The following is a 26,274-nucleotide window of genomic DNA, read 5'->3' on the forward strand; positions in this document are numbered from 1 at the left end:
TTTTCACAATAGTGGCCGATCGCTTAAGGCTGGGCGCGCAAGTCAGGCGTTCAGCGCGCGGTAAGGTGTTGCCAACAGGGTATGCCGAATTGATCGAGCAGTTGCGCGGTTTCGCACACCGGCAGGCCTACCACGGCGGAATAACTGCCATTGAGCCCGGCCACGAATACCGAGCCAAGTCCTTGAATAGCATAGCCGCCGGCCTTGTCCTGCGGTTCGCCACTGTGCCAGTAGGTTGTAGCTTCCTCGACAGAAATCCCGCGAAAACGTACAAGACTGCTTACACATCGGGTTTCGCAGCGCTGGCCATCGGTAAGGGCTATGGCGGTCAGCACCTCATGCTCTCGCCCCGCGAGGGCCATCAACATAGCCAGGGCGTCGGCCTGGTCCACCGGTTTGCCGAGAATCTTGCCATCGACAATCACTGCGGTATCGGCCCCCAGCACACAAGCACCCGAGGTCTGTCCAAGCGCGGCAAAACCCGCCGTCGCCTTACCGCGGGCAAGACGCTCAACGTAGGAAACAGGAGTTTCGTTTGTAAGAGGTGTTTCATCGATAGCGGCGCTGACCACGGTGAAGGGCACACCGATCTGGGTCAGCAGTTCACGCCGCCGTGGGGACCCCGAGGCCAGGTATAGCGAATTCATTGCAAACTCTCCCTGTTGCGTTCGATAACCAGGCAGAGCCTCGCAATCCATTCAATTGATCTTATAACGACGACGCAACCCACGCAGACCGAAACTGATCCATGGCCACAGCAACGCACTGACCAATGCCGGCAGCACCAGCGCCAGGGTTGGCTGGCGGTTGCCGGTCAAGGCGCTGAGCCACAGCTGCACCAGTTGCGCCAGGCCGAAGATCACCAGGATCACCAGGCACTGCTGCCACATCGGGAACATGCGCAGCCGTTGCTGCAATGACAGCACCAGAAAGGTGATCAGGGTCAGGATTAGCGCATTCTGGCCCAGCAAGGTGCCATAGAGCACATCTTCCGCCAAGCCCAGGAACATCGCAGTCACCATGCCCACTTTGTGTGGCAGGTTCAACGACCAGAACGCCAGCAGCAGTGCCAACCAGAGCGGGCGCAGGATTTCCATGAACTGTGGCAGGGGCGAAACGCTGAGCAGCAGGCCAATGGCGAAGGTCAGCCAGACGATCCAGCCATTGCCCGAATGAGTACCGGCCATTATTCCTCCCTATGCCGCGTGGTTGCCGGGGCAGCCGCCGGTGGCTTGGTAGCGGGCGTGGTGGCCGGCGGTTTAGTGGCTGCCGGCTTGACCGGTGCCGCGCTGTGCGCTGCTGGCTTGACCGGTGTGGCCACAGGCGCGACCGGGGTCGCCGGTGCAGCCGGGGTTGCTGCGGCGGGTTTGGGTACCGTCGCAGGCACAATGGGTACAGTGCCGTTCTTCTTGTCTTCCGCTTCCTGAGCCTGGGCGGCGTCGTTGGCGCGCTCTTCCGGGGTGCGGTTGTCGCTGAAGACCAACAGCAAGTAGCGGCTGCGGTTCAGGGCAGCAGTGGGCACCGCGCGCACAATGGCGAATGGCTGGCCGGAGTCATGAATCACTTCCTTGACCGTAGCTACCGGATAACCCGCAGGGAACCGCTGGCCCAGGCCGGAGCTGACCAGCAGGTCGCCTTCCTTGATGTCGGCAGTGTCGGCGACGTGGCGCAATTCCAGGCGCTCCGGATTGCCCGTACCGCTGGCAATAGCGCGCAGGCCGTTACGGTTGACCTGCACCGGAATGCTATGGGTCGTGTCCGTCAGCAGCAGCACCCGCGAGGTGTAGGGCATCAGCTCGACCACCTGGCCCATCAAGCCGCGGGCATCGAGTACCGGTTGGCCGAGGACCACGCCGTCGCGCTCACCCTTGTTGATGATGATGCGATGGGTAAACGGGTTGGGGTCCATGCCGATCAGCTCGGCGACTTCGACCTTCTCGTTGACCAGTGCAGAAGAGTTGAGCAGCTCGCGCAGCCGAACGTTCTGCTCGGTGAGGGCTGCCAGCTTTTGCATGCGCCCCTGCAGCAGCAGGTTTTCGGTCTTGAGTTTTTCGTTTTCGGCGACCAGCTCGGTGCGGCTGCCGAATTGGCTGGCCACGCCCTGGTAGAGACGCTGCGGCAGGTCGGTGATCCAGTAAGTCTGCATCAACACCAGCGACATCTGGCTACGCACAGGCTTGAGCAGCGCAAAGCGGGCATCGACCACCATCAGCGCGACCGAAAGCACGACCAGCACCAATAAGCGCACGCCCAATGAGGGGCCTTTGGCGAAAAGCGGTTTAATAGGCCGCTCCTCCCAGGCAAATGTTTTCTTTATTCATACGGCATCTAACTGGCCTGGATGCAGATTGAAGAAGATAAACGCCAACAGGCAGCACTGCAAAGTGCTGCCTGCGGGCGAAACATGGGCTTACCAGCAAGCACTTATTCGCTGGAGAGCAGGTCCATGGTGTGTTTATCCATCATTTCCAATGCACGGCCACCACCACGGGCGACGCAGGTCAGCGGATCTTCGGCGACGATCACCGGCAGGCCGGTTTCCTGGGCCAGCAGCTTGTCGAGGTCGCGCAGCAGAGCGCCACCACCCGTCAGCACCAGACCGCGCTCGGCGATATCGGAAGCCAGTTCCGGCGGCGATTGTTCCAGGGCACTCTTCACAGCCTGAACGATGGTGGCCAGGGACTCTTGCAGAGCTTCCAGCACTTCGTTGGAGTTCAGGGTGAAGGCACGTGGGACGCCTTCGGCCAGGTTGCGACCGCGAACATCGACTTCGCGAACTTCGCCGCCCGGGTAGGCGGTGCCGATTTCCTGCTTGATGCGCTCGGCGGTGGATTCGCCGATCAGGCTGCCGTAGTTACGACGCACATAGGTGATGATCGCTTCATCGAAGCGGTCGCCGCCTACACGTACGGATTCGGCATACACCACACCGTTCAGGGAAATCAGGGCGATTTCAGTGGTACCACCACCGATATCCACCACCATCGAACCGCGGGCTTCTTCGACCGGCAGGCCGGCACCGATTGCGGCAGCCATCGGCTCTTCGATCAGGAACACTTCGCGGGCACCGGCACCAAGGGCCGATTCACGGATGGCACGACGCTCCACCTGGGTGGACTTGCATGGAACGCAGATCAGCACACGAGGGCTGGGCTGCAGGAAACTGTTTTCGTGAACCTTGTTGATGAAGTACTGCAGCATCTTCTCGCAGACACTGAAGTCGGCGATCACGCCGTCTTTCATCGGACGAATGGCGGCAATATTGCCAGGTGTACGGCCGAGCATGCGCTTGGCCTCGGTGCCAACGGCAACGACACTTTTCTGATTACCATGGGTCCGAATGGCCACAACCGATGGCTCATTCAGAACGATACCGCGCTCGCGCACGTAAATAAGGGTGTTGGCAGTGCCCAGGTCAATGGAAAGATCGCTGGAAAACATGCCACGCAGTTTCTTGAACATGGGAAAGGGACCCTAGGCAACGCGTGGGTAAAAAAGTGCGGCAAACTCTAACAACGACAGGGATTTTGGGCAAGGCGCCAATGTGCTAAATTGGCCGACTTTCTGTGCACCAACCCCCACAATCGCGGCCGTAAGACCGTAGAAATGCGGTAGTGTTCCTACAATCTAACACACGGACAGCTTCCGTTCTGTTTTCCACTGGAGATTCCCATGGCGCTTGAACGCTCCGACGTGGAAAAAATCGCTCATCTGGCCTCGCTTGGCCTGAATGAAGCCGATCTTCCACAGACCACCGCAGCCCTGAACAGCATTCTCGGGCTGGTTGACCAAATGCAGGCCGTCAACACCGACGGCATCGAGCCACTGGCTCATCCGCTGGAAGCCAGCCAGCGCCTGCGCGCAGACGTCGTGACCGAGGTTAATAATCGCGAGGCCTACCAGTCCATCGCGCCAGCGGTCGAAAACGGCCTGTACCTGGTTCCGAAAGTCATCGACTAATAGGGAAAGAGCCTGCAATGCATCACATGACTCTGGCCGAGATCGCCCGCGGTCTCGCCGATAAAAAGTTTTCCTCCGAAGAGCTGACCAAGACCTTGCTGGCGCGTATCGCCGAGCTCGATCCCAAGGTCAACAGCTTCATCAGCCTCACCGAAGAGCTGGCCTTGAGCCAGGCCAAGGCCGCCGACGCACGGCGCGCCAACGGTGAACAGGGTGCACTGCTGGGCGCACCGATCGCCCACAAGGACCTGTTCTGCACCCAGGGCATCCGCACCAGTTGCGGCTCGAAGATGCTCGACAACTTCAAGGCGCCCTACGACGCCACCGTGGTGTCCAAGCTTGCAGCCGCCGGGACCGTGACCCTGGGCAAGACCAACATGGACGAATTCGCCATGGGTTCGGCCAACGAGTCGAGCTACTACGGCGCGGTGAAAAACCCGTGGAACCTCGACTGCGTGCCAGGCGGGTCATCCGGTGGTTCGGCAGCAGCGGTAGCCGCACGCTTCCTGCCGGCGGCCACGGCCACCGACACCGGCGGCTCGATCCGCCAGCCCGCTGCGTTCACCAACCTCACCGGTCTGAAACCGACATACGGTCGCGTATCCCGCTGGGGCATGATCGCCTATGCCTCCAGCCTCGATCAGGGCGGCCCCCTGGCCCGCACGGCCGAGGATTGCGCGATTCTGTTGCAAGGTATGGCGGGCTTCGACCCACAGGACTCCACCAGCATCGACGAACCGGTGCCGGACTACCGCGCCAGCCTCACGACCTCCCTCAAAGGGCTGCGCATCGGCGTGCCGAAGGAATACTTCAGCGCCGGTCTCGACCCGCGTATCGCCGAATTGGTGCACAACAGCGTCAAGACGCTGGAAAGCCTCGGTGCCGTGATCAAGGAGATCAGCCTGCCGAACAACCAGCACGCGATTCCGGCCTACTACGTGATCGCCCCCGCTGAAGCGTCCTCCAACCTGTCGCGTTTCGACGGCGTGCGCTTCGGCTATCGCTGCGAAAACCCGAAAGACCTGAACGACCTGTACAAACGCTCCCGTGGCGAAGGCTTCGGTGCCGAAGTACAACGCCGGATCATGGTCGGTGCCTACGCCCTGTCGGCCGGCTATTACGACGCTTATTACCTCAAGGCGCAGAAAATCCGTCGCCTGATCAAGAACGACTTCATGGCGGCCTTCGAGGAAGTCGACGTCATCCTCGGCCCGACCACGCCGAACCCGGCCTGGAAGATCGGCGCCAAGACCGGCGACCCGATCGCCGAGTACCTGGAAGACCTGTACACCATCACCGCCAACCTCGCGGGCCTGCCGGGCTTGTCCATGCCCGCCGGTTTCGTCGATGGCCTGCCGGTGGGCGTGCAATTGCTCGCTCCGTATTTCCAGGAAGGCCGCCTGCTCAATGTGGCGCACCAGTACCAGTTGAACACCGACTGGCACACTCGCACCCCTACCGGCTTCTGAGGAGAACACTATGCAATGGGAAGTTGTGATCGGGCTGGAGATTCATACCCAGCTCGCCACCCAATCGAAGATTTTCTCCGGTAGTGCCACCACGTTCGGCGCAGAGCCCAACACCCAGGCCAGCCTGGTCGACCTGGGCATGCCCGGCGTACTGCCGGTGCTGAACCAGGAAGCGGTGCGCATGGCGGTGATGTTCGGCCTCGCGATCGACGCCGAGATCGGCCAGCACAGCGTCTTCGCGCGCAAGAACTACTTCTATCCGGACCTGCCCAAGGGCTACCAGATCAGCCAGATGGAGTTGCCGATTGTCGGCAAAGGCTACCTGGACATCCCGCTGGAAGACGGCACGATCAAGCGTGTCGGCGTGACCCGCGCCCATTTGGAAGAAGACGCCGGCAAGAGCCTGCATGAAGAGTTCAACGGCGCCACCGGCATCGACCTGAACCGCGCCGGCACGCCGTTGCTGGAGATCGTGTCCGAACCGGACATGCGTAGCGCCAAGGAAGCCGTGGCCTACGTCAAGACGATCCACGCGCTGGTGCGCTACCTGGGCATCTGCGACGGCAACATGGCCGAAGGCTCGCTGCGCTGCGACTGCAACGTGTCGGTCCGACCGAAAGGCCAGGCCGAGTACGGCACCCGCTGCGAGATCAAGAACGTCAACTCGTTCCGTTTCATCGAGAAGGCGATCAACACCGAAGTACGTCGCCAGATCGAACTGATCGAAGACGGCGGCAAGGTGATCCAGCAAACCCGCCTGTACGACCCGAACAAAGACGAAACCCGCGCCATGCGCAGCAAGGAGGAAGCCAACGACTACCGTTACTTCCCCGATCCAGACCTGTTGCCGGTGATCATCGAAGATTCGTTCCTCGACGACGTCCGCGCCACCCTGCCGGAATTGCCGCCGCAGAAACGCGAGCGCTTCCAGGCGCAGTTCGGCCTGTCGGTCTACGACGCCAGCGTCCTGGCGTCGAGCCGTGAGCAAGCCAACTACTTCGAAAAAGTCGTGAGCATCGCAGGGGACGCCAAGCTGGCGGCCAACTGGGTGATGGTTGAACTGGGCAGCCTGTTGAACAAACAAGGCCTGGAGATCGACGAAGCGCCGGTGTCGGCCGAACAGTTGGGCGGCATGCTGCTGCGCATCAAGGACAACACCATCTCCGGCAAAATCGCCAAGACCGTGTTCGAAGCCATGGCCAGCGGCGAAGGCAGCGCCGACGAAATCATCGAGAAGCGCGGCCTCAAGCAAGTCACCGACAGCGGCGCCATCTCGGCCGTTCTCGACGAAATGCTCGCGGCCAACGCCGAGCAGGTCGAACAGTACCGTGCGGCAGACGAAGCCAAGCGCGGCAAGATGTTCGGCTTCTTTGTCGGCCAGGCCATGAAAGCCTCCAAAGGCAAGGCCAACCCGCAACAGGTGAACGAACTGCTGAAAAGCAAGCTCGAAGGCTGATAGCGGTGAAAGGGCCGAGTGAGATTTCATGCTCGACTCGGACCGACTGTGGGAGGGGGCTTGCTCCCGATAGCGGTGATTCAGTCAAAACATCAATGACTGACACTCCACTATCGGGAGCAAGCCCCCTCCCACATTTGATAAGGGGATACCTTGAATGAAGCGCTTACTTGGCCTTTTAGCCGTGTTCTCTTTGCTGGCCGGCTGCGCCAGCGGCCTCATCAACCCCAACGGCTATGACGAAACCGGCACCGCGTCCTATTACGGCGCCAAGCACCATGGCAACAAGACCGCCAGCGGTGAGCCCTTCAACCAGCACGCCCTGACCGCTGCCCATCGGCAGTTGCCCTTCGGCACCCAGGTCAAGGTGACCAATCTCGACAACGACAAATCCGTCGTGGTCCGCATCAATGATCGCGGTCCGCATACCCGTGGGCGCCTGATCGATCTTTCGCACAAGGCTGCCGAGCAACTGGGTATGCTCGGCAGCGGCACCGCTCGGGTTCGTGTGCAAGCCATGGGCAACTGAGCCCCGCAAAAAATCAAAGGAGTCCTGCCATTTTCGGATTGACCGCCCTCTCGCCCTGGAGCCTGCTCGAACTGATCAGCGGCCTGGCGTTGCTGATTGTCGGTGCCGAAATCCTGGTGCGCGCCGCCGTGCGCCTGGCCGCCAGCCTCAAGGTGCGACCGCTGATCATCGGCCTGACAGTCGTCGCCTTCGGCAGCAGCGCACCGCAGATGACCGTCAGCCTGCAGGCGACCCTGGCCGGCAACACCGACATTGCCGTGGGCAGCGTGATTGGCAGCAGCATTTTCAACATCCTGGTGACCCTGGGCCTGTCGGCGCTGATCATTCCACTGCGCGTCTCGCGACAGCTGGTGTGCCTGGATATTCCGGTGATGATCCTGGCCGGCCTGCTGGTATTTACCCTGGCCGCCAACGAAGAACTCACTCCGGTCGATGGCCTGCTGTTGCTCGTGGCGCTGCTCGTCTATCTCGGGGTGCTGCACTACCGGACCCGCCACTCCCGTCGCCCGCGTACCCTGGACACCGTGGCCCGGGCCCCCTGGCTGAGCAGTGTGTTGCTGATGCTGGGCGGGCTGTTGATCCTGGTGTTGGCCGGGCACCTGCTGCTGAGCGCAGCGGTGGATGTGGCAAGCGACCTGGGCCTGTCCGAACGCATCATCGGCCTCACACTGATCGGCGTCGGCACCTCGTTGCCGTGCCTGGCCACGTCGCTGATCGCCGCCCTGCGCGGCCAGCGCGAAATTGCCGTGGGCAACGTGATCGGCAGCAACCTGTTCAACCTGCTGGGCGTACTGGGGCTGACTGCGCTGCTGGCGCCATCGCCGCTGTCGGTGTCGCCCAATGCACTGGACTTCGACCTGCCGGTGATGCTCGGCGTGGTGGTGCTGTGCCTACCGGTGTTTTATAGCGGCTACCGCGTCACCCGCGCCGAAGGCCTGGTGCTGCTGGGCCTGTACCTGGCGTATGGACTGCATGTGATGGCGTTCACCACCGGTATGTCCCTGGCCAACAAACTTGAACAATTGATGCTGTATTACGTCCTGCCAGTGCTGGTGGCTTTCCTGTTGTTCAGCACGCTGCGAGCCTGGCGCCGCCAACACAAGAGGGAATCGCAATGACCGATCAGAAAAAGCCAGGGGTTGAAATGCGTCGTCAGGTGATGGGCGACGCATTCGTCGACCGCGCCCTGGGCAACGCCACCGAGTTCACGCAACCGCTGCAAGACTTCGTCAACGAGCACGCCTGGGGCAGCGTGTGGAACCGTGAAGGCCTGCCATTGAAGACACGCAGCCTGATCACCCTCGCCGCCCTGACCGCGCTCAAGTGCCCGCAGGAACTCAAGGGCCACGTACGCGGCGCGCTGAACAATGGCTGTACCGTCGAAGAGATTCGTGAAGCGCTGCTGCATTGCGCGGTGTATGCCGGCGTGCCGGCCGCGATCGATGCGTTCCGGGCAGCCCAGGAAGTGATCGACAGCTACCAGCCGGCCGGCTAGATCCAGCCGCCCGCCTGCAGCACGAAGATCCCGATATTCGTGGTCACCGCCGCCATCAGGGTGGTGATCACAATAATCGCTGCGGCCAATTCATGATTGCCGTCGGCCGCCCTGGCCATCACAAAGCTCGCCGCCGCAGTCGGTGCGCCGAAGTACAGGAACAGAATCCCCAATTCAGGCCCTCGGAACCCCAGCAGCCAAGCGCCCAGCGTGGCGACCACCGGCAGCCACACCATCTTCATCAAGCTTGCGCTCAACGCCATGTCGCCGCTCTTGCGCAATGCCACCAATGACAACGTGCCACCGATGCAGATCAGTGCCAGCGGCAATGTCGTGTCCGCCAGGTACTGCGCGGACTTTTCCAGCCAGCCCGGCAACCCGATCTGGAAATAGGCGAACGGCGCGGCAACGATCACGCTGATGATCAGGGGGTTGGCCACCACACTTTTTAAAATGCTCCAGGGGTCCGATTTGATCACCGGGCTGTAGACCGCCAGCACAATGGTCGACAGCGTGTTGTAGAGCAGGATCACCAGCGCCGCGAGGATTGCGCCGAGGGAAATGCCGTAATCACCGTACATGCTGGCCGCCAGCGCGAGGCCGATCACCCCGTTGTTGCCGCGAAACGCGCCCTGGGTGTAGATGCCGCGGTCTTCACGCTTGCAACGAAAGATCGCCCAGCCCCACGCAATGGCAAAGCTCAGCAGCGTGGCGACGGAAAAGTAGATCAGCAAACCCGGTTTGAGTGCCGCGTGCAGGTCGGCATGCAGGATGCCCAGAAACAGCAGCGCCGGCATGGTGACGTTGAACACCAGGGACGAAGCCGTGTGGATGAAGTTGTCGTTGATCCAGTTGATGCGTTTGAGCAGCACACCGAGAAACAGCATGGCAAACACCGGCGCGGTGATGGTAAGAGTCGTGAGGAAAATTGCCAGCATGCCGGGGAGAACCTTGGTGGGCGTCGTCAGGAGGCGAATGATAAGCCAGTGCGGACCGCTTCGTCTGGTCTACCGCTATCGGGAGCAAGCCCCCTCCCACACTTGACCGCGCTCCAAAGGTGGAACGCAGTCAAGTGTGGGAAGGGGCTTGCTCCCGATACAGGCGACTCGACCTCAGGTAATCGGCGCCGGGTTGAACAAGGTGATGTCGTTATGCAGCTTGTGCTGCTCGGCCCAGGTCTGCTTCTTGCCGCTGGCCACATCCAGGTAGTAGTGGAACAACTCCCAGCCCAGCTCCTCGATAGTCGCGCGCCCGGTGGCAATGCGCCCGGCATCGATATCGATGAGGTCCGGCCAGCGCTGCGCCAGCTCCGTGCGCGTCGACACCTTCACCACCGGCGCCATTGCCAGCCCGTAAGGCGTGCCGCGCCCGGTGGTGAACACATGCAGATTCATCCCCGCGGCCAGTTGCAAGGTGCCGCACACGAAGTCGCTGGCCGGCGTGGCGCAGAAAATCAGGCCCTTGCCCTTGAAGCGCTCACCCGGACCGAGCACGCCGTTGATCGCGCTGCTACCGGACTTGACGATAGAGCCCAGGGACTTCTCGACAATGTTCGACAACCCGCCCTTCTTGTTTCCTGGAGTGGTATTGGCACTGCGATCCGCCTCGCCTTTGGCCAGGTAACGGTCGTACCAGTCCATTTCCCTGACCAACTCTTCGGCCACTTCCTTCGTCTGTGCACGAGACGTCAACAGATAGATGGCATCGCGGACTTCAGTGACTTCGGAAAACATCACCGTCGCCCCCGCTCGTAGCAACAAATCCGAGGCGAACCCCAACGCCGGGTTGGCGGTGATGCCGGAAAACGCATCGCTGCCGCCGCACTGCATGCCCAGGATCAGCTCCGACGCCGGCACGGTTTCCCGGCGACGCTGATCGAGCTTCTTCAGGCGCACCTCGGCCAGCGCCATGATCTGCTCGATCATCTCGGTAAACCCGTGGCTGGAATCCTGCAGCCGATACAGCCACGGCTCGCTCAGGTCGACGGAGCTGTCGTTGTCGTGCATCACCTGCCCGGCCTGCAATTTCTCGCAGCCCAGGCTGATTACCAGGGCTTCGCCCCCCAGGTTCGGGTTGCGCGCCAGATTACGCACGGTGCGGATCGGGATGTAGGCATCCGTCGCAGTGATCGCCACTCCGCAGCCGTAGCTGTGGGTCAGCGCCACCACGTCATCGACGCGGGGGTACTTGGGCAGCAGTTCGTCCTTGATGCGCTTGACCGCATGGTCCAGCACGCCGGTGACGCACTGCACCGTGGTAGTGATGCCAAGGATATTGCGCGTACCGACCGTACCGTCGGCATTGCGATAACCCTCGAAGGTAAACCCTTCCAGCGGCGCCTGAGCCTCAGGCACCTCGGTAGACAACGGCAAGCTGTCCAGCGGCGGCGCGGTGGGCATGCGCAGTTGATCTTCCTGTACCCAACTGCCGCGCGGAATCGGCGCCAGGGCGTAGCCGATGGTCTGGCCGTAGCGAATGATCCGACCGCCTTCGGGGATATCTTCCAGGGTCACCTTGTGGCTTTGGGGGATGAATTCCACGGTCACCAGGCCGTCCGGAAACTCAGTCCCGGCCGGTACGCCCTGGTCATTGACCACGATCACCACATTGTCGCTCTCATGCAAACGAATGGAGCGCGGCGAGTCCGCATGTTCAATCAACTGCATTACATCGCTCCTCAGGAATGCACGTGGGTAAGGTTGGTCAGCTCAGGCCCTTGGCTTGGTGGTTCTTTGAGCACCACACGCTTGATCGGGCCGACAATCACCAGGTAGCTGAACACCGCCACCAGCGCGTTGGCGCCGACGAACACCAGGGCCCATTTGAACGACCCGGTGGTGCTGATGATGTAGCCGATGACGATCGGCGTGGTGATCGAGGCGAGATTACCGAAGGTGTTGAACAGGCCGCCACTGAGGCCGGCGATTTGTTTCGGCGAAGTGTCGGACACCACCGCCCAGCCCAGTGCGCCAACGCCTTTACCGAAGAAGGCCAAGGCCATGAAGCCCACCACCATCCATTCGATATCCACGTAGTTGCACGCCACGATGCTGCTGGAGATCAGCAGGCCACCAATGATCGGTGCCTTGCGCGCGAAGGTCAGGGAATGGCCTTTGCGCAGCAGGTAGTCGGAAATCACCCCGCCCAGCACACCGCCGATAAAGCCACAGATCGCCGGAAGCGAGGCAATGAAACCGGCCTTGAGGATGGCCATGCCGCGGTCCTGCACCAGGTACACCGGGAACCAGGTCAGGAAAAAGTACGTGATGCCGTTGATGCAGTACTGACCCAGGTACACGCCGAGCATCATGCGGTTGGTCAGCAGTTGGCGGATGTAATCCCACTTCGGACCGTCGGTTTTCTTACCCTTGCCTTTGTCCTGATCCATATCGACCATCGCGCCATTGGCGGCGATGTGGTTCAGCTCGGCTTCGTTGATCATCGGGTGCTGGCGCGGGCTGTGGATAACTTTCAGCCAGATCAGCGAGAACAGTACGCCAATCACGCCCATCACGATGAATACGTGCTGCCAGCCGAAGCGGTAGACGATCCAGCCCATCAGCGGCGCGAACAGCACCGTGGCGAAGTATTGCGCAGAGTTGAAGATCGCCGAGGCGGTGCCGCGTTCAGCGGTAGGAAACCAGGCCGCCACAATGCGGGCATTACCGGGAAAGGATGGCGCTTCAGCCAGTCCTACCATGAAGCGCAGCATGAACAGCGCAACCACCGCGGTGGAAACCCCGAACTCGCCCACATAGCCTTGCAGCACCGTGAACACTGACCAGGTGAAGATGCTCAGGGCATAGACTTTTTTCGAGCCGAAGCGATCCAGCAGCCAGCCGCCGGGAATTTGCCCGGCCACGTAGGCCCAACCGAATGCAGAGAAGATATAACCAAGGGTGACCGCGTCGATGCCGAGGTCTTTTTGCAGGCTGGAGCCCGCGATAGCGATGGTGGCCCGGTCGGCGTAGTTGATCGTGGTCACCAGGAACAGCATGAGCAGGATCAAATAGCGGACATGGGTCGGCTTGGTCGCTTGCATGTAGAAGTACTCCCACTAATTATTTTTTTTGCGGGTGATGTTTATGTGTTGCTGGATGCCGCCCCTCTGTAGGAACGAGCTTGCTCGCGAAAATCGTCAACGATGACGCATGCAATCAGGATGCACGCGGCGCTCTCAGGTTTTTCGCGAGCAAGCTCGCTCCTATGTATGGACTCGCCCCCACATTCAACCCGCTTTTCAAACATTGTTACCCGGTTGCATCTATGTATCAGGCCTATTCGAGGAAGCCCAAGCAGCTTCTGGCCAACATTGGATCAGCTCGCGATATGCCCATTACAGTTAGGCCTCAAGGGCCGGTAGGAGCGCAGGCATCAGTTCGCGACGGTCTGACCAGGGGTCAATGTTCTTTAGCATGGGTTGGAGCGGCTTAACGCCCCGGTGGCAGAACGCTGTAGATCAGTGACTCATCGTAGCCTCCTGGCTATTGCCTGGTTGGCGACGATAAGTCTGGTCATTTTGAAGGAGCCGCCAGAGGATGCGCAGGTTGCGGTTGGCCAAACGCACCGCCGCCTCCTTGCGTCCCAGGCGGGATATCCAGCGCTGTAGACGCTGGTCGTCCGGCTGCTCTGAATCCGGTCGTACCTGTCTTAGAACTGCGTGGGCACCTTGGATCGCCAAGCTGCGCAAGTAAGCATCACCCTGTTTGCTCATCTTGCCCAACCGGATCTTCTCGCCACTACTGTGTTGGCTGGGTACCAACCCGAAGTAGGCGGCGAACTGTCGAGCATTGGCGAAGCGTTCAGGCTCGGTTTGCTTGGCCAGTAGCGCTGTGGCAATGATCGGCCCCACTCCGCGTACCGTCATCAGCCGCTTGGCGGTCTCGTTCTGCTTGGCCGCTGTTTCGAGCCGACCAGTCAACACGTTCACGCGTTCGCCCAATTGATCCCATTCTCCTAGCAGCTCGGCGATCAGTTCACGCAGCAAATCGGGTAATGGCTGAGTAGCATCTTCCAGTATTCGAGGGACACGTTGGCTGATGGCTGTTTCGCCCTGCGCCATAGAGACCCCTTGCTCCAGCAACAAGCCACGCATCTGATTACCGACCGCCGTACGTCGCCGAATGTATCCCTGCCGGGCTCGGTGCAGTGCTTGCATCGCCATCGCCGCTGCGCTCTTGACCGGTACCGCTGATATCGTGCAATCGCGGCCTGCACGCAGGATCGCCAATGCATCATTGCGATCGTTTTTCGGGCCGCTGCGATGATTGGCAACATGCTGAGCGGGCAGGATGCGCACGGGATTGCCCTGCGCTTGCAGCAACCGCGCCCATGCTTGAGCGCCTGGCCCGGTTTCCACCAGCACCGTCACGCTTGCTGGAAGCTTCTGAAGAAAGGCCTGGAAGGCTTCACGTGACTTGATCCGATCTTCGAATATCACCTGTCCGAGCGCATCCTCACCGGCCACCTGAAAGACCTTTTTGGCAAGATCTACCGCAACGTTCATGCAGGTAGATACATCGGCTGACAAAGACTGGTTGATCGTCGTATGCTTTTTCATGGTCTCGCCCTCGCTGTCGTTGGCTTTCTATAAGAATGCCACCGTGGCGCACAGACGCCTCGGCTTGGGCGAGTCCATTCAATTACAGAAAGACAGCCCCCCTCCCTTGACAGAAGAGGCCGGGTGTTACGAACCGATGTAGCTGGTTTTCACCACGGTGTAGAACTCTTGCGCATAGCGACCCTGCTCACGCGAACCATAGGATGAGCCCTTACGACCACCGAACGGAACGTGATAGTCCACCCCGGCGGTCGGCAGGTTGACCATCACCATCCCGGCCTGGGAATGACGCTTGAAGTGGTTGGCGTACTTCAACGAGGTGGTGGCGATGCCTGCCGACAAACCGAACTCGGTGTCGTTGGCCATGGCCAGCGCCGCCTCGTAGTCCGCCACGCGTACCACGTTGGCCACCGGGCCGAAGATCTCTTCACGGCTGATGCGCATGGCGGCTTCGCTGTCGGCAAACAGCGTCGGCGCCAGGAAGTAACCTTCGGTGTCGCAGGTCACCAGGCCGCCGCCGCTCACCAGCCGCGCGCCCTCGCTCTGGCCGATGTCGATGTATTTCAGGTCCTGATCCAACTGGGCCTGGGAGACGACCGGGCCGATGTCGGTGCCGCTTTTCAATGCGTGGCCGACCTTGATCGACTTCATGCGCTCGGCCATGGCCGCGACGAACTGGTCGTGAATACCGGCGGTGACGATCAGGCGGCTCGATGCGGTGCAACGCTGGCCGGTAGAGTAGAACGCGCTCTGCACCGACAACTCGACGGCCTGCTTGAGGTCGGCGTCGTCGAGAATGATCTGCGGGTTTTTGCCGCCCATTTCCAGTTGCACTTTTGCCTGGCGCGACACGCAACTGACGGCGATCTGACGGCCCACACCCACAGAACCGGTGAAGCTGATGCCGTCGACTTTCGGGCTGTTGACCAGCACGTCGCCCACCACACGGCCGCTGCCCATCACCAGGTTGAATACACCGGCGGGAAAACCGGCACGGGAAATGATTTCAGCCAGGGCCCAGGCGCAGCCCGGCACCAGTTCCGCCGGCTTGATCACCACGCAGTTACCGTAGGCCAAGGCCGGCGCGATTTTCCAGGCCGGGATGGCAATCGGGAAGTTCCACGGCGTGATCAAGCCGACCACACCCAGCGCTTCGCGGGTGACTTCAACGTTGACGCCAGGACGCACCGACGGCACGTAGTCACCGGACAGACGCAGACATTCACCGGCGAAGAACTTGAAGATATTCCCGGCGCGGGTCACTTCGCCGATGGCTTCGGGCAGGGTCTTGCCCTCTTCCCGGGCCAACAGCGTGCCGAGTTCTTCACGGCGGGCGAGGATTTCGCTGCCGACTTTATCCAACGCGTCGTGACGCGCCTGAATCCCGGAGGTGGACCAGGCCGGGAACGCAGCGCGCGCGGCGTCGATGGCGGCATTGACTTGGGCGACATCTGCCTTGGCATATTCGCCAATGACATCAGACAACTCCGACGGATTGAGGTTGACGCAGTAGTCGGCACCGGCCACCCATTGGCCGTTGATGTAGTTTTCATAACGCTGGACTTTAGACACGAATCTTCTCCTGACGCAAAAGGCCGCTGATCTCTCAGCGGCCTTGTAGATAAGTTATTGCGCGCCTTGCTTATCGATCAGCGCGGCCAGGGCTTCGTATTCTTCCGGCAGCAGGTCGGTCAGCGGCGTGCGCACCGGGCCCGCGTCGTGGCCGACGATTTTTGCCCCCGCCTTGACGATGCTCACGGCATAGCCGGCCTTGCGGTTACGGATGTCCAGGTACGGCAGGAAGAAATCGTCGATGATCTTGGCGACGGTGGCGTGATCGTCCTTGGCAATGGCGTGGTAGAAATCCATCGCAGTCTTCGGGATGAAGTTGAACACCGCCGAGGAGTACACCGGCACGCCCAGGGCCTTGTAGGCAGCGGCGTAAACCTCTGCAGTCGGCAGGCCGCCGAGGTAGCTGAAACGATCACCGAGGCGACGGCGGATCGACACCATCAACTCGATGTCGCCCAGGCCATCCTTGTAGCCGATCAGGTTCGGGCAGCGTTCGGCCAGGCGTTCCAGCAAGGGCGCAGTCAGGCGGCAGACGTTGCGGTTGTAGACCACCACGCCGATTTTCACCGACTTGCACACCGCTTCAACGTGGGCGGCAACCCCGTCCTGGCTGGCTTCGGTGAGGTAGTGCGGCAGCAGCAGCAGGCCTTTGGCGCCGAGGCGCTCGGCTTCCTGGGCGTACTCGATGGCCTGGCGGGTCGAACCGCCGACACCCGCAAGAATCGGCACGCTGTTGGCGCAGGTATCAACGGCGGTCTTCACCACCTGGGAATATTCGCTCGCGGCGAGGGAGAAAAACTCACCGGTACCGCCGGCAGCGAACAACGCAGTGGCACCGTAAGGGGCGAGCCATTCCAGGCGCTTGATGTAGCCCGCCTGGTGGAAGTCACCCTGGGCGTTGAAATCGGTCACCGGAAAAGACAGCAGACCGTGGGAAAGGATGGACTTCAGTTCTTGTGGATTCATTATTCGAACACCCTGGGCGAAGACTTTCTATGGAAGGTTGTTGTTGGTTTTACTAATGTCGTACGTCATCGTACAACTATAAAAAAATTCGTCAACAGCAATTCATCGTCCGGCTTCAAGGCAGCACTGTATGCACCGGCCGTGAATGATCTGAACGATCAGCACTGGACCCGTGATAGGTGAGGATGGAATACGCATGGGTTACTCAAGGACTACAGACCGAACACCCCAACAAACTGAAGATTGATCCGCGGGCAGGAGCGAACTTGCTCGCGAAACACTCAAGAACACCGCGCTGATTCAGACGGAGCACATTGATCTCAGGCTCTTCGCGAGCAAGCTCGCTCCTAAATGGGTAAGGGCCTAGCCGCGCTGCGCCTCTGCCTCTTCATGGGCATGACGCAGCCGTTCGCGACTGTTGGTCAGGTGCAAGCGCATGGCCGCTCGCGCCGCATCCGAATCCTGGCGGGCAATAGCCTCATAAATCTCTTCGTGCTCGCGACTCAGGCGGTTCATGTAGTGATGCTGGTCGTCATGGGCCAGGCGCGCCGAGTTCAGGCGGGTTCGAGGAATGATGCTGGTACCCAGGTGAGTCATGATGTCGGTGAAGTAGCGGTTGCCGGTGGACAGCGCAATTTCCAGATGGAACGCGAAATCCGACGCCACCGCATCGCCAGCATGCGCTGCGCTTTCATTCAACGCATCGAGCGCCGCGCGCATGGCCGCCAGTTGCTCGTCGCTACGGCGTAATGCGGCCAGGCCGGCGGACTCCACCTCAAGGCTGATACGCAACTCAAGGATGGCCAGCACATCGCGCAAGGTCACGACCGTGGCCGGGTCGATGCGAAAGCCGCTCGGGCTTGGGGTGTCCAGCACAAAGGTGCCGATACCATGGCGGGTTTCCACCTGCCCCGCCGCCTGCAGACGCGAGATGGCCTCACGCACCACCGTGCGGCTGACGCCATGGGCGTCCATGATCGCCGATTCGGTCGGGAGCTTGTCCCCACGCTTGAGCTGGCCGTCGCGGATCTGCTCGGACAACACCGTGACCAATTCCTGGGCAAGACTACGACGCTTGCGGGGAAGACGAGGGGCGGTGTTGGCGTTTTCCATGTGGGGTCATCTTTCTCGGTGAACTGAGGGGGCATCATAGCTCATGGCGGTTGTACGATCACCGTTCGGAAGCACTTTCATCTGCAACCCGGCGACTTTCATAGCGGTCCGTCAGGATCGTCTGTGACACCTCGCACATAACTCTTGGTTATTTCAGCAGCGAGGATTGTGCCTAAACGGTCTCTTTGAGCTGTTACTTTTCACAGCAGACAGCGCATGGGATAGCTCTCACAGTGACACCTGTACCGGCACACAGGTGACGAACATGAAACTCCCGATTCTGATTTGCGCAGCCGCAGCGTGGCTGCTGGCAAGCACCGTACCCGCAGCACCGCCAAGCGTACGCAATGGTGGCGGCGAAGACATCTTGCTGCAGGGTTTCCACTGGAACTCCAGCCGCAACGCCCCGCAAAAGTGGTACGAGGTGCTGACGCAGATGGCCCCCACGATCGGCCAGGATGGCTTCACCAAAATCTGGCTGCCACCGGCCTGGACCGATCAATCCAGCTGGAGCGATCCGACCTCGGGAACGTCCGGCGGTGGCGAAGGCTATTTCTGGAATGATTTCGATAAAAATAGCCAGTATGGCAGCGACGGCCAGCTCAAACAGGCGGTTGCCGCCCTGACAAACGCCGGGGTGCAGGCCGTTTACGACGTGGTGCCCAACCATATGAACGACAAGCTTGCGGGCAAACAGGTACGTTTCCCCAGGCACCTCAAGCTGTGGCGAGATGACTGCGCAACCCCCTCCGACTGTGATCAAGGTGACGCTTTCATGAGTGGTTCAGCCGACCTTAATACAGGCAATGCCGAAGTCTCGTCGCGCTTCATGCAAGAGTTCAGGAATCTGCGAGACAACTATGGCGCCAAAGGCTTGCGCTTCGATTTTGTGCGCGGCTACGCGCCGGAACGTGTGGATATATGGATGAAAAACTTTGGCGACCAAGCGTTCTGCGTCGGTGAACTGTGGAAGAGCCCCAACGAATATCCCGCCACGGACTGGCGCAGCCAGGCTAGTTGGCAAGATGCCCTCAAGGACTGGTCAGACCGCTCCCACTGCGCGGTGTTCGATTTCGCCCTCAAGGAACGCCTGCAAAACGGCAACGTGGCCGAATGGCGTCACGGCCTGAATGGCAACCCCGACGCGGCATGGCGACAGGCGGCCGTGACTTTTGTCGACAATCACGACACCGGCTATTCACCCGGGCAATACGGCGGACAACACCACTGGCCGCTGTCCGATCCGATGCGCGATGTTGCCTACACCTATATTTTGCTGAGCCCCGGTACGCCAACCGTCTATTGGCCTGACATGTATGACTGGGGCCGTGGCGACCTGATCCGCACACTGATCGGTCTGCGCAAGGACGCCGGCATCCGCGCCGACTCGCCCATCAGCTTCCAGAGTCACTATTCCGGACTGGTGGCAACCACCAATGGAAGTCGCAAGCGTTTGTTGCTCGCCCTGGACTCTGACCTCGCCAAGGCGCCGGATGGCTTTACCCCCGTCCTGCTCGCGGACGGCCAGCGCATCCGCGTCTGGCAGGCCAGCCAGGCCCCATCCGATACGACCACCACGCTGCACTGCGACAATGTACAACCGAATCCCGGGCAAGCCGTGTATGCGGTGGGTTCCCCTCTGGAACTGGGCGCCTGGGACCCCGCCCACGCCATCGCCCTGCAACCCAGCGCATCGAATCGCTGGAGCGGCTCCGTCGTCTGGCCCACACAGCAAAGCGTCGAGTGGAAATGTCTGATTCGCAACCTCAGCGACATCAACGAGGTTTATTGGCAGGCTGATCCTAACAACCGCTTCGTTACAGGGGCTGCCAACGAATCCGTGGGTCGCTTTTGACAAAAAAATGCCCCGGCGAGGCCGAGGCATTTTTCAACGTATGTCCGAGGACCTACATAGTGTCACTTCACCACTTTTAAACTCGGCCGACCGCTTGGACGCGGCGGTTCGGAATCCGGTGGTGGCACATCATCGCCATCTTCAGCCTCGATCGCTTCGTCATCCTCGAAAGGCGACTCCAGATCGAACACCATGCCTTGGCCATTTTCCCGGGCGTAGATCCCGAGGATGGCACCAATCGGCACGTACAGCGTATGCGGCACACCGCCGAAACGGCCTTCGAAGCTGACAGCTTCATTGTCCATGTGCAGGTGACGCACGGCGCTGGGTGATACGTTCAGCACAATCTGTCCGTCACTGGCAAAACCCTGCGGTACCTGAACTGCAGGAAACTCGGAATTGACCAGCATGTGCGGGGTGCAATCGTTGTCCACAATCCACTCATAGAGCGCGCGGACCAGATAGGGTCGACTGGAGTTCATCAGCGGCTCCTTAAGCCTTAGCGCATATCGCGTTCGACACCAGACAGACTCGCCTGGAAAGCCTCACGCGCAAACTGGCGCTCCATGTAATCAAGCAGCGGCTTGGCCGGCCGCGGCAGTTCAATGCCCATAATCGGCAAGCGCCAGAGTATGGGCAATAGGCAGCAATCCACCAGGCTTTGTTCCTCGCTGAGGAAAAAAGGCTTGTCGGCGAACAGTGGCGAAACACCGGTCAGGCTCTCGCGCAGTTCCTTGCGCGCCACGACACGGGCCGCCTCTTTGCTGCGCGAATCCAGAATCAAGTCCACCAACCCACACCAGTCGCGCTGAATCCGATGGATCAGCAGGCGGCTGTTGGCACGCGCCACCGGGTACACCGGCAGCAAAGGCGGATGCGGGTAACGCTCATCCAGATATTCCATCACCACGGTTGACTCCCACAACGCCAGGTCACGATCGACCAGGGTGGGCAAGCTGCCGTAAGGGTTCACTTCGATCAGCTTCGGCGGGTGACGACCCACCTCCACACTGATGATCTCGGCGCTGACACCCTTCTCTGCGAGCACGATGCGTACTCGGTGGGAATAGTGGTCGGCGGGGTCGGAGTAACAGGCCAACCGATTGGTCACGCCCATGGCGGTCCTCCTCGCTTGTTGAAATTATCGAAAGCTCAAAAACGAGCGCGCCCAGAGAGCATCCCTGTAACGACCGGTTTTACCTGATCGCTACGTATTCAGAGATGCCGCTGGGCGCGCAAGATTAACAGCAATTGCTTACGGTTGGATCAATGCACATCTTTCCAGTATTCGCGTTTGAGCAGATAAGCGAACACGAAGAAGAAGGCCAGGTACAACAACACATAGGTACCGATGCGTTGGTGCTGGAGCTTGACCGGATTGGCCGAGTAGGCCAGGAAGGTCACGAGATTCTTGACCTTCTCGTCAAACTGCTCGCCAGTCAGCGCACCGGGGGTGTCTATCTTCAGTTGATCGCATGCTTCATGAGTCAGAGGCGTGCCGGTCAACGGATCGTATTGCTTCTTGCCGCCTTCAACGACCTGGATCTGCTTGCATCCTACCACTTGCTTGCCTTGCAGTCCGACCAGAACGTTAGGCATACCAACGTTCGGGAATACTCGGTTGTTCACACCCCATGGGCGCGTCGGGTCGGCATAGAAAGACTTCAGGTAGCTGTAGAGCCAGTCGGTACCGCGAACACGCGCCACCAGGGTCAGGTCGGGCGGTGCGGCACCGAACCAAACCTTAGCGTCGTTCGGCTGCATGCCGATGCTCATGTGGTCGCCAATCTTGGCGCCGGTGAACACCAGCTTGTCGAGCATCACTTCATGCGGGATGCCCAAGTCATCGGCCACGCGTTCATAACGCTGGAACTTAGCACTGTGGCAGCCCATGCAGTAGTTGCTGAACGTACGCGCGCCATCTTGCAGGGCGGCCTTGTCAGACACGTCGATATCGACTTTTTCCAACTCCGGACCGCCGTGTTCGGCAGCGAAGGACAGTAGCGGCAGCGCCGCAAGCATCAATGCAACGAATAATTTTTTCATCAGCCAGTCACCCTTTCCGGAACCGGTTTGGTCTTCTCTAGCCGGGTGTAGAACGGCATCAGAATGAAGTAGGCGAAATACAGGAAGGTGCAGACCTGCGACAGCAGCGTACGCTCAGGAGTCGGCGCCAATACGCCCAGAACGCCCAGGATCACGAATGCAATGCAGAACACCCACAACCAGATTTTGCTCAGCCAGCCCTTGTAGCGCATGGACTTGACCGGGCTTCGATCGAGCCAAGGCAACACGAACAGTACCGCGATGGCCGCACCCATGGCGATCACGCCCATGAGTTTGTCGGGGATCGCCCGCAAGATCGCGTAGAACGGCGTGAAGTACCAGACCGGTGCGATGTGCTCAGGCGTCTTGAAGGCGTTGGCCTGTTCGAAGTTAGGTTTCTCCAGGAAATAACCACCCATCTCCGGGAAAAAGAACACGATCGAACAGAACACGAACAGGAACACGACGACACCGACGATGTCTTTCACGGTGTAGTACGGGTGGAACGGAATGCCATCCAGCGGGATGCCGTTCTCGTCCTTGTGCTTCTTGATGTCCACGCCATCGGGGTTGTTGGACCCCACTTCGTGCAACGCCAGGATGTGCAACACCACCAGGCCGAGAATAACGATCGGCAGGGCCACCACGTGCAAGGCGAAGAAGCGGTTCAGGGTGATGCCCGAAATCAGGTAGTCACCGCGGATCCACTGGGTCAGGTCGTTGCCGATCACTGGGATCGCGCCGAACAGCGAGATGATCACCTGGGCGCCCCAGTACGACATCTGGCCCCACGGCAGCAGATAGCCCATGAAGGCTTCCGCCATCAGCGCCAGGTAGATCAGCATGCCGAAGACCCATACCAGCTCACGAGGCTTCTGGTACGAACCGTAGAGCAGGCCACGGAACATGTGCAGATAGACGACGATGAAGAACGCCGAGGCGCCGGTGGAGTGCAACAGGCGCAGGATCGAGCCGTACTCGACGTCACGCATGATGTATTCGACAGAAGCGAACGCCTCTTCAGCCGACGGTGTATAGCTCATCGTCAGCCAGACACCGGTGACGATCTGGTTGACCAGCACCAGCAGGGCCAGGGAGCCGAAAAAGTAGAAGAAGTTGAAGTTCTTCGGCGCGTAGTACTTGCTGAGATGGTCTTCCCACATTTTAGTGGCGGGGAAGCGTGCATCCACCCAATCCATGAACTTGCTCATCACACGTTCTCCTTATCGAGGCCAATGACAATGAGGTCGTCAGTTTCGTAGGTATGCGGAGGCACGGGCAGGTTCAAGGGAGCAGGCTGAGACTTGTAGACGCGGCCCGCGAGATCGTAGTGGGAACCGTGGCAAGGGCAGAAATAGCCACCGACCCAGTCCTTGCCCAGATCGACTGGCGCAACTTCCGGGCGGAAGGTAGGCGAGCATCCCAGGTGGGTACAGAGGCCGACAAGCAGCAGAATCTCTGGCTTGATCGAGCGCACTTCATTCTTGGCGTAAGCGGGTTGGTCGGATTTCTCAGATTTGGGGTCAGACAACTGGCCTTCGATCTTTTTCAGATTTCCCAGGATTTCCTCTGTACGACGAACAATGAACACCGGCTGGCCGCGCCATTCAGCAATCATCTGCTGGCCTGGCTCGATCTTGCTGATATTCACCTTCACCGGTGCACCTGCGGCTTTCGCCTTGGCACTGGGAAACCATGACCCCACGAACGGGACCGCGGCCCCCACCGCTCCTGCAGCACCCACAACGGATGTGGCTGCTACTAAGAAGCGACGCCGGCCTGCATTCACGCCGTCATTGCTCATTCAGTCCTCTCCCATCAGCTTTTTGGCCTGTTAAATCAGGCGTCTACTAAGTATTAAATCTGAACTTATAAAAATTTTGCCGAATGGTAATGAAAAGCCCCACGTATGACAAGGGAATTGCCCGGGGCTTCGCCTCCAGGCCTTGTAGTATAGGGGGTCTACGGATGTGGCAAGTTGTCACGCTCAAATTAATGCATAAATTGCAGACAATAAAAAACGCCCAGCTCCGTGAGGAGGCTGGGCGTTTTTGTGGAACGTAAAGCGAATTAACGCTTCGAGTACTGCGGACGCTTACGCGCTTTACGCAGACCGACTTTCTTACGTTCAACTTCACGGGCATCGCGAGTCACGAAGCCAGCTTTGCGCAGAGCGCCACGCAGGGTTTCGTCGTACTGCATCAGAGCGCGAGTGATGCCGTGGCGGATTGCGCCAGCTTGACCACTTACACCGCCACCGATAACGGTGACGTAGATGTCGAACTTTTCAACAGTCTCGGTCAGTTCCAACGGCTGACGAACTACCATGCGGGCAGTTTCGCGGCCGAAGAAATTGTCCAGAGTGCGGTTGTTGATCGAGATGTTACCAGTGCCCGGACGCAGGAAAACGCGTGCGGTTGCGGTTTTGCGACGGCCAGTGCCGTAATTTTGAGTCGCCGACATAATGAACTATTCCGTTAAAACTTCAGTTCTTGGGGCTGCTGAGCAGCATGAGGGTGAGCAGCGCCCGCATAGACTTTCAGCTTGCGAAACATATCGCGACCCAGTGGGCCCTTCGGCAGCATGCCTTTAACCGCGATTTCAATCGGGGCCTCAGGCTTCTTGGCGATCAGACCTTCGAAATTGGAAGATTTGATGCCGCCTGGGAAACCGGAGTGACGGTAGTACATTTTGTCTTGCGCTTTGTTGCCGGTAACACGTACCTGCTCAGCGTTGATGATCACGATGTAGTCACCGGTGTCAACGTGAGGGGTGTATTCAGGCTTGTGCTTGCCACGCAGACGGCTGGCGACTTCAGTGGCCAGACGACCCAGAGTCTGACCAGCGGCGTCGACGACAAACCAGTCGCGCTGAACTGTTTCCGGTTTTGCAGTAAAAGTTGTCATTCTTTAATAGCCTCAGGGGCCGCCCTGTAAATTAGACGGCGGATCTTACTGAATAGTGCGTACTTTGACAAGTCAAAGGCAGCCGGATACAGACGCTATCGGGGGCTCGGGTCAGCGCGTCCGTTCAACGGCAAGATTCTTCGGCAGGCGGCGCATCACTTCCACTGCAGAAAGAGGTGGGCAATTATGCAGATTGCGAAAAAAAATTCAACCTGCTTTTATGATTGTTTTCCCCGAAGGAGTACCCGATGGATTATCGACAGCTGGGCCGCACCGATCTGAACGTGAGCGCGATAGCCTTGGGCACCATGACCTGGGGTGAGCAGAACAGCGAGGCAGAGGCCTTCGCCCAGATCGAACGGGCCAAGGCCGCGGGAATCAACTTCCTCGACACGGCGGAAATGTACCCGGTACCGCCCAAGGCCGACACCTATGCCACCACCGAGCGTTATATCGGTAATTACTTCAAAAGCCGCGGCGACCGGGCCGACTGGGTGCTCGCCAGCAAGATCGCCGGCCCCGGCAACACCATCGACTATATCCGCGACGGTCACCTGCGCCACAACCGCAAGCACATCGTCGAAGCCCTGGATGCCAGCCTCAAGCGCCTGCAAACCGATTGGATCGACCTCTATCAACTGCACTGGCCTGAGCGCAGCACCAACTTCTTCGGCCAACTGAGCTACAAGCACAAGGACGAAGACAACCTCACCCCGTTCGAGGAAACCCTCGAAGCCCTGGACGAACAGGTCAAGGCCGGCAAAATCCGCCATATCGGCCTGTCCAACGAAACCCCATGGGGCGCCATGAAGTTCCTCGCCCTGGCCGAAGCCCGTGGCTGGCCCCGTGCGGTGTCGATCCAGAACCCCTACAACCTGCTCAACCGCAGCTTTGAAGTGGGCCTGGCCGAAGTCGCCATCCGCGAACAATGCGGCCTGCTGGCCTACTCGCCCCTGGCGTTCGGCATGCTCAGCGGCAAGTACGAAGGCGGCGCGCGTCCGGCCAAAGGTCGCTTGAGCCTGTATAGCCGTTTCAGTCGTTACTTCAACCCGCAATCAGAAGCGGCATGCAGCCGTTACGTGGCCCTGGCGCGGGAGCATGGCCTGGATCCGGCGCAGATGGCCCTGGCGTTCGTGACGCAACAGCCATTCGTGACCAGCAACATCATTGGGGCGACGACGCTGGAGCAACTGGATAGCAACATTGCCAGCGCTGACCTGAAACTGTCCAAAGAAGTCTTGGAAGGGATTGAGGCTATTCAGAAGGATCATCCGAATCCGGCACCTTGATTAACCTTTAGCCCACCATCGGGAGCAAGCCCCCTGCCACATTTGACCGTGTTCACAA

The 26,274-nt window shown here is 59.9% G+C and carries 26 protein-coding genes and 1 pseudogene; 9 read left to right on the forward strand and 18 right to left on the reverse strand.

The genetic code is table 11. The features are described 5' to 3' along the window. Window positions 1-50: 50 nt before the first annotated feature. From BLR63_RS18035 to mreB, 4 genes are all read right to left on the reverse strand, one after another. Window positions 51-647 (reverse strand): Maf family protein, encoded by a 597-nt coding sequence (locus BLR63_RS18035; RefSeq protein WP_010567680.1) that lies wholly within the window; start codon window positions 645-647, stop codon window positions 51-53. A gap of 51 nt (window positions 648-698) precedes the next feature. Next, window positions 699-1,187, reverse strand: a complete 489-nt coding sequence (mreD, locus tag BLR63_RS18040) for a rod shape-determining protein MreD (protein ID WP_010567679.1) — start codon at window positions 1,185-1,187, stop codon at window positions 699-701. Continuing rightward, the gene (gene mreC / locus BLR63_RS18045; protein WP_010567678.1) at window positions 1,187-2,254 is read right to left on the reverse strand and encodes a rod shape-determining protein MreC; all 1,068 of its coding nucleotides are present in this window, start codon (window positions 2,252-2,254) and stop codon (window positions 1,187-1,189) included. The genes mreD and mreC overlap by 1 nt, the downstream gene beginning before the upstream one ends. Before the next feature lie 170 nt (window positions 2,255-2,424). Next, window positions 2,425-3,462, reverse strand: coding sequence for a rod shape-determining protein MreB (gene mreB, locus BLR63_RS18050; RefSeq protein ID WP_002555108.1), 1,038 nt, complete (start codon window positions 3,460-3,462; stop codon window positions 2,425-2,427). Window positions 3,463-3,672: 210 nt separating this feature from the next. On the opposite strand from mreB, the gene gatC reads away from it, so the two are divergent. The 6 genes from gatC (at window position 3,673) to BLR63_RS18080 (ending at window position 8,909) form a co-directional block, all read left to right on the forward strand. Further along, window positions 3,673-3,960 (forward strand): Asp-tRNA(Asn)/Glu-tRNA(Gln) amidotransferase subunit GatC, encoded by a 288-nt coding sequence (gene gatC, locus BLR63_RS18055; protein WP_010567677.1) that lies wholly within the window; start codon window positions 3,673-3,675, stop codon window positions 3,958-3,960. Window positions 3,961-3,977: 17 nt separating this feature from the next. Then, on the forward strand, window positions 3,978-5,429 hold the full coding sequence (gene gatA, locus BLR63_RS18060) for an Asp-tRNA(Asn)/Glu-tRNA(Gln) amidotransferase subunit GatA (RefSeq protein ID WP_010567676.1): 1,452 nt from the start codon (window positions 3,978-3,980) through the stop codon (window positions 5,427-5,429). Window positions 5,430-5,439: 10 nt separating this feature from the next. After that, window positions 5,440-6,885 (forward strand): Asp-tRNA(Asn)/Glu-tRNA(Gln) amidotransferase subunit GatB, encoded by a 1,446-nt coding sequence (gene gatB, locus BLR63_RS18065; RefSeq protein ID WP_010567675.1) that lies wholly within the window; start codon window positions 5,440-5,442, stop codon window positions 6,883-6,885. A gap of 157 nt (window positions 6,886-7,042) precedes the next feature. After that, window positions 7,043-7,414: a septal ring lytic transglycosylase RlpA family protein gene (locus BLR63_RS18070; RefSeq protein WP_010567674.1), complete on the forward strand. Its 372-nt coding sequence runs from the start codon at window positions 7,043-7,045 to the stop codon at window positions 7,412-7,414. Between the two features lie 38 nt (window positions 7,415-7,452). Next, the gene (locus tag BLR63_RS18075) at window positions 7,453-8,532 is read left to right on the forward strand and encodes a calcium/sodium antiporter (RefSeq protein ID WP_010567673.1); all 1,080 of its coding nucleotides are present in this window, start codon (window positions 7,453-7,455) and stop codon (window positions 8,530-8,532) included. Next, entirely contained in the window at window positions 8,529-8,909 is a 381-nt protein-coding gene (locus BLR63_RS18080) for a carboxymuconolactone decarboxylase family protein (RefSeq protein WP_010567672.1), read from the forward strand. Before BLR63_RS18075 ends, BLR63_RS18080 begins: the two co-directional genes overlap by 4 nt. Here BLR63_RS18080 and BLR63_RS18085 read toward each other — a convergent pair. The 3 genes from BLR63_RS18085 to BLR63_RS18095 form a co-directional block, all read right to left on the reverse strand. Beyond that, the gene (locus BLR63_RS18085; protein ID WP_010567671.1) at window positions 8,906-9,847 is read right to left on the reverse strand and encodes an AEC family transporter; all 942 of its coding nucleotides are present in this window, start codon (window positions 9,845-9,847) and stop codon (window positions 8,906-8,908) included. The two genes, BLR63_RS18080 and BLR63_RS18085, sit on opposite strands and share 4 nt — an antisense overlap. Window positions 9,848-10,021: 174 nt before the next feature. Next, window positions 10,022-11,575, reverse strand: a complete 1,554-nt coding sequence (gene garD, locus BLR63_RS18090) for a galactarate dehydratase (RefSeq protein ID WP_010567670.1) — start codon at window positions 11,573-11,575, stop codon at window positions 10,022-10,024. A gap of 11 nt (window positions 11,576-11,586) precedes the next feature. Beyond that, complete coding sequence (locus BLR63_RS18095) at window positions 11,587-12,951, reverse strand: MFS transporter (RefSeq protein WP_010567669.1); 1,365 nt, start codon at window positions 12,949-12,951, stop codon at window positions 11,587-11,589. Window positions 12,952-13,031: 80 nt separating this feature from the next. On the opposite strand from BLR63_RS18095, the pseudogene BLR63_RS31920 reads away from it, so the two are divergent. After that, window positions 13,032-13,115: pseudogene (locus BLR63_RS31920) on the forward strand (outer membrane lipoprotein carrier protein LolA); the annotation flags it as partial. 253 nt (window positions 13,116-13,368) lie between these two features. Here the strand turns inward: BLR63_RS31920 and BLR63_RS18100 are convergent. The 4 genes from BLR63_RS18100 to BLR63_RS18115 all read right to left on the reverse strand — a co-directional run bounded on the left by BLR63_RS18100 (window position 13,369) and on the right by BLR63_RS18115 (window position 18,120). Beyond that, the gene (locus BLR63_RS18100) at window positions 13,369-14,469 is read right to left on the reverse strand and encodes an IS110 family RNA-guided transposase (RefSeq protein ID WP_042948040.1); all 1,101 of its coding nucleotides are present in this window, start codon (window positions 14,467-14,469) and stop codon (window positions 13,369-13,371) included. A gap of 126 nt (window positions 14,470-14,595) precedes the next feature. Next, the gene (locus tag BLR63_RS18105) at window positions 14,596-16,041 is read right to left on the reverse strand and encodes an aldehyde dehydrogenase family protein (RefSeq protein WP_010568025.1); all 1,446 of its coding nucleotides are present in this window, start codon (window positions 16,039-16,041) and stop codon (window positions 14,596-14,598) included. Window positions 16,042-16,095: 54 nt separating this feature from the next. Further along, window positions 16,096-17,007 carry a 5-dehydro-4-deoxyglucarate dehydratase gene (gene kdgD / locus BLR63_RS18110; protein ID WP_010568026.1) on the reverse strand — a complete coding sequence of 304 codons (912 nt, stop codon included), beginning with the start codon at window positions 17,005-17,007 and terminating at the stop codon, window positions 16,096-16,098. 363 nt (window positions 17,008-17,370) lie between these two features. Then, entirely contained in the window at window positions 17,371-18,120 is a 750-nt protein-coding gene (locus BLR63_RS18115) for a FadR/GntR family transcriptional regulator (protein WP_010568027.1), read from the reverse strand. A 265-nt stretch (window positions 18,121-18,385) separates the two neighbouring features. Between BLR63_RS18115 and BLR63_RS18120 the strand changes: the two genes are divergently transcribed. Then, entirely contained in the window at window positions 18,386-19,975 is a 1,590-nt protein-coding gene (locus tag BLR63_RS18120) for a glucan 1,4-alpha-maltotetraohydrolase domain-containing protein (protein ID WP_010568028.1), read from the forward strand. Window positions 19,976-20,037: 62 nt separating this feature from the next. On the opposite strand, the gene BLR63_RS18125 is transcribed toward BLR63_RS18120, so the two are convergent. The 7 genes from BLR63_RS18125 to rplM form a co-directional block, all read right to left on the reverse strand. Then, window positions 20,038-20,457, reverse strand: a complete 420-nt coding sequence (locus BLR63_RS18125; RefSeq protein WP_010568029.1) for a ClpXP protease specificity-enhancing factor — start codon at window positions 20,455-20,457, stop codon at window positions 20,038-20,040. Between the two features lie 17 nt (window positions 20,458-20,474). Then, window positions 20,475-21,092 carry a glutathione S-transferase N-terminal domain-containing protein gene (locus BLR63_RS18130; protein WP_010568030.1) on the reverse strand — a complete coding sequence of 206 codons (618 nt, stop codon included), beginning with the start codon at window positions 21,090-21,092 and terminating at the stop codon, window positions 20,475-20,477. A gap of 149 nt (window positions 21,093-21,241) precedes the next feature. Next, a complete protein-coding gene (locus tag BLR63_RS18135; RefSeq protein ID WP_010568031.1) occupies window positions 21,242-22,021 on the reverse strand; it encodes a cytochrome c1 in 780 nt (259 codons plus the stop codon). Beyond that, on the reverse strand, window positions 22,021-23,232 hold the full coding sequence (locus tag BLR63_RS18140; protein ID WP_003171746.1) for a cytochrome b: 1,212 nt from the start codon (window positions 23,230-23,232) through the stop codon (window positions 22,021-22,023). The genes BLR63_RS18135 and BLR63_RS18140 overlap by 1 nt, the downstream gene beginning before the upstream one ends. After that, complete coding sequence (gene petA / locus BLR63_RS18145) at window positions 23,232-23,825, reverse strand: ubiquinol-cytochrome c reductase iron-sulfur subunit (protein ID WP_010568032.1); 594 nt, start codon at window positions 23,823-23,825, stop codon at window positions 23,232-23,234. Before petA ends, BLR63_RS18140 begins: the two co-directional genes overlap by 1 nt. Window positions 23,826-24,091: 266 nt before the next feature. Continuing rightward, complete coding sequence (gene rpsI, locus BLR63_RS18150; RefSeq protein ID WP_003171743.1) at window positions 24,092-24,484, reverse strand: 30S ribosomal protein S9; 393 nt, start codon at window positions 24,482-24,484, stop codon at window positions 24,092-24,094. Window positions 24,485-24,498: 14 nt separating this feature from the next. Continuing rightward, complete coding sequence (gene rplM / locus BLR63_RS18155; RefSeq protein ID WP_010568039.1) at window positions 24,499-24,927, reverse strand: 50S ribosomal protein L13; 429 nt, start codon at window positions 24,925-24,927, stop codon at window positions 24,499-24,501. Window positions 24,928-25,175: 248 nt separating this feature from the next. Here rplM and BLR63_RS18160 point away from each other — a divergent pair, with 248 nt between their 5' ends. Further along, on the forward strand, window positions 25,176-26,216 hold the full coding sequence (locus BLR63_RS18160) for an NADP(H)-dependent aldo-keto reductase (RefSeq protein ID WP_010568040.1): 1,041 nt from the start codon (window positions 25,176-25,178) through the stop codon (window positions 26,214-26,216). The last annotated feature ends 58 nt before the right edge of the window (window positions 26,217-26,274 follow it).

The sequence above is a fragment of the Pseudomonas extremaustralis genome (assembly GCF_900102035.1).
GTDB lineage: Bacteria > Pseudomonadota > Gammaproteobacteria > Pseudomonadales > Pseudomonadaceae > Aquipseudomonas > Aquipseudomonas extremaustralis.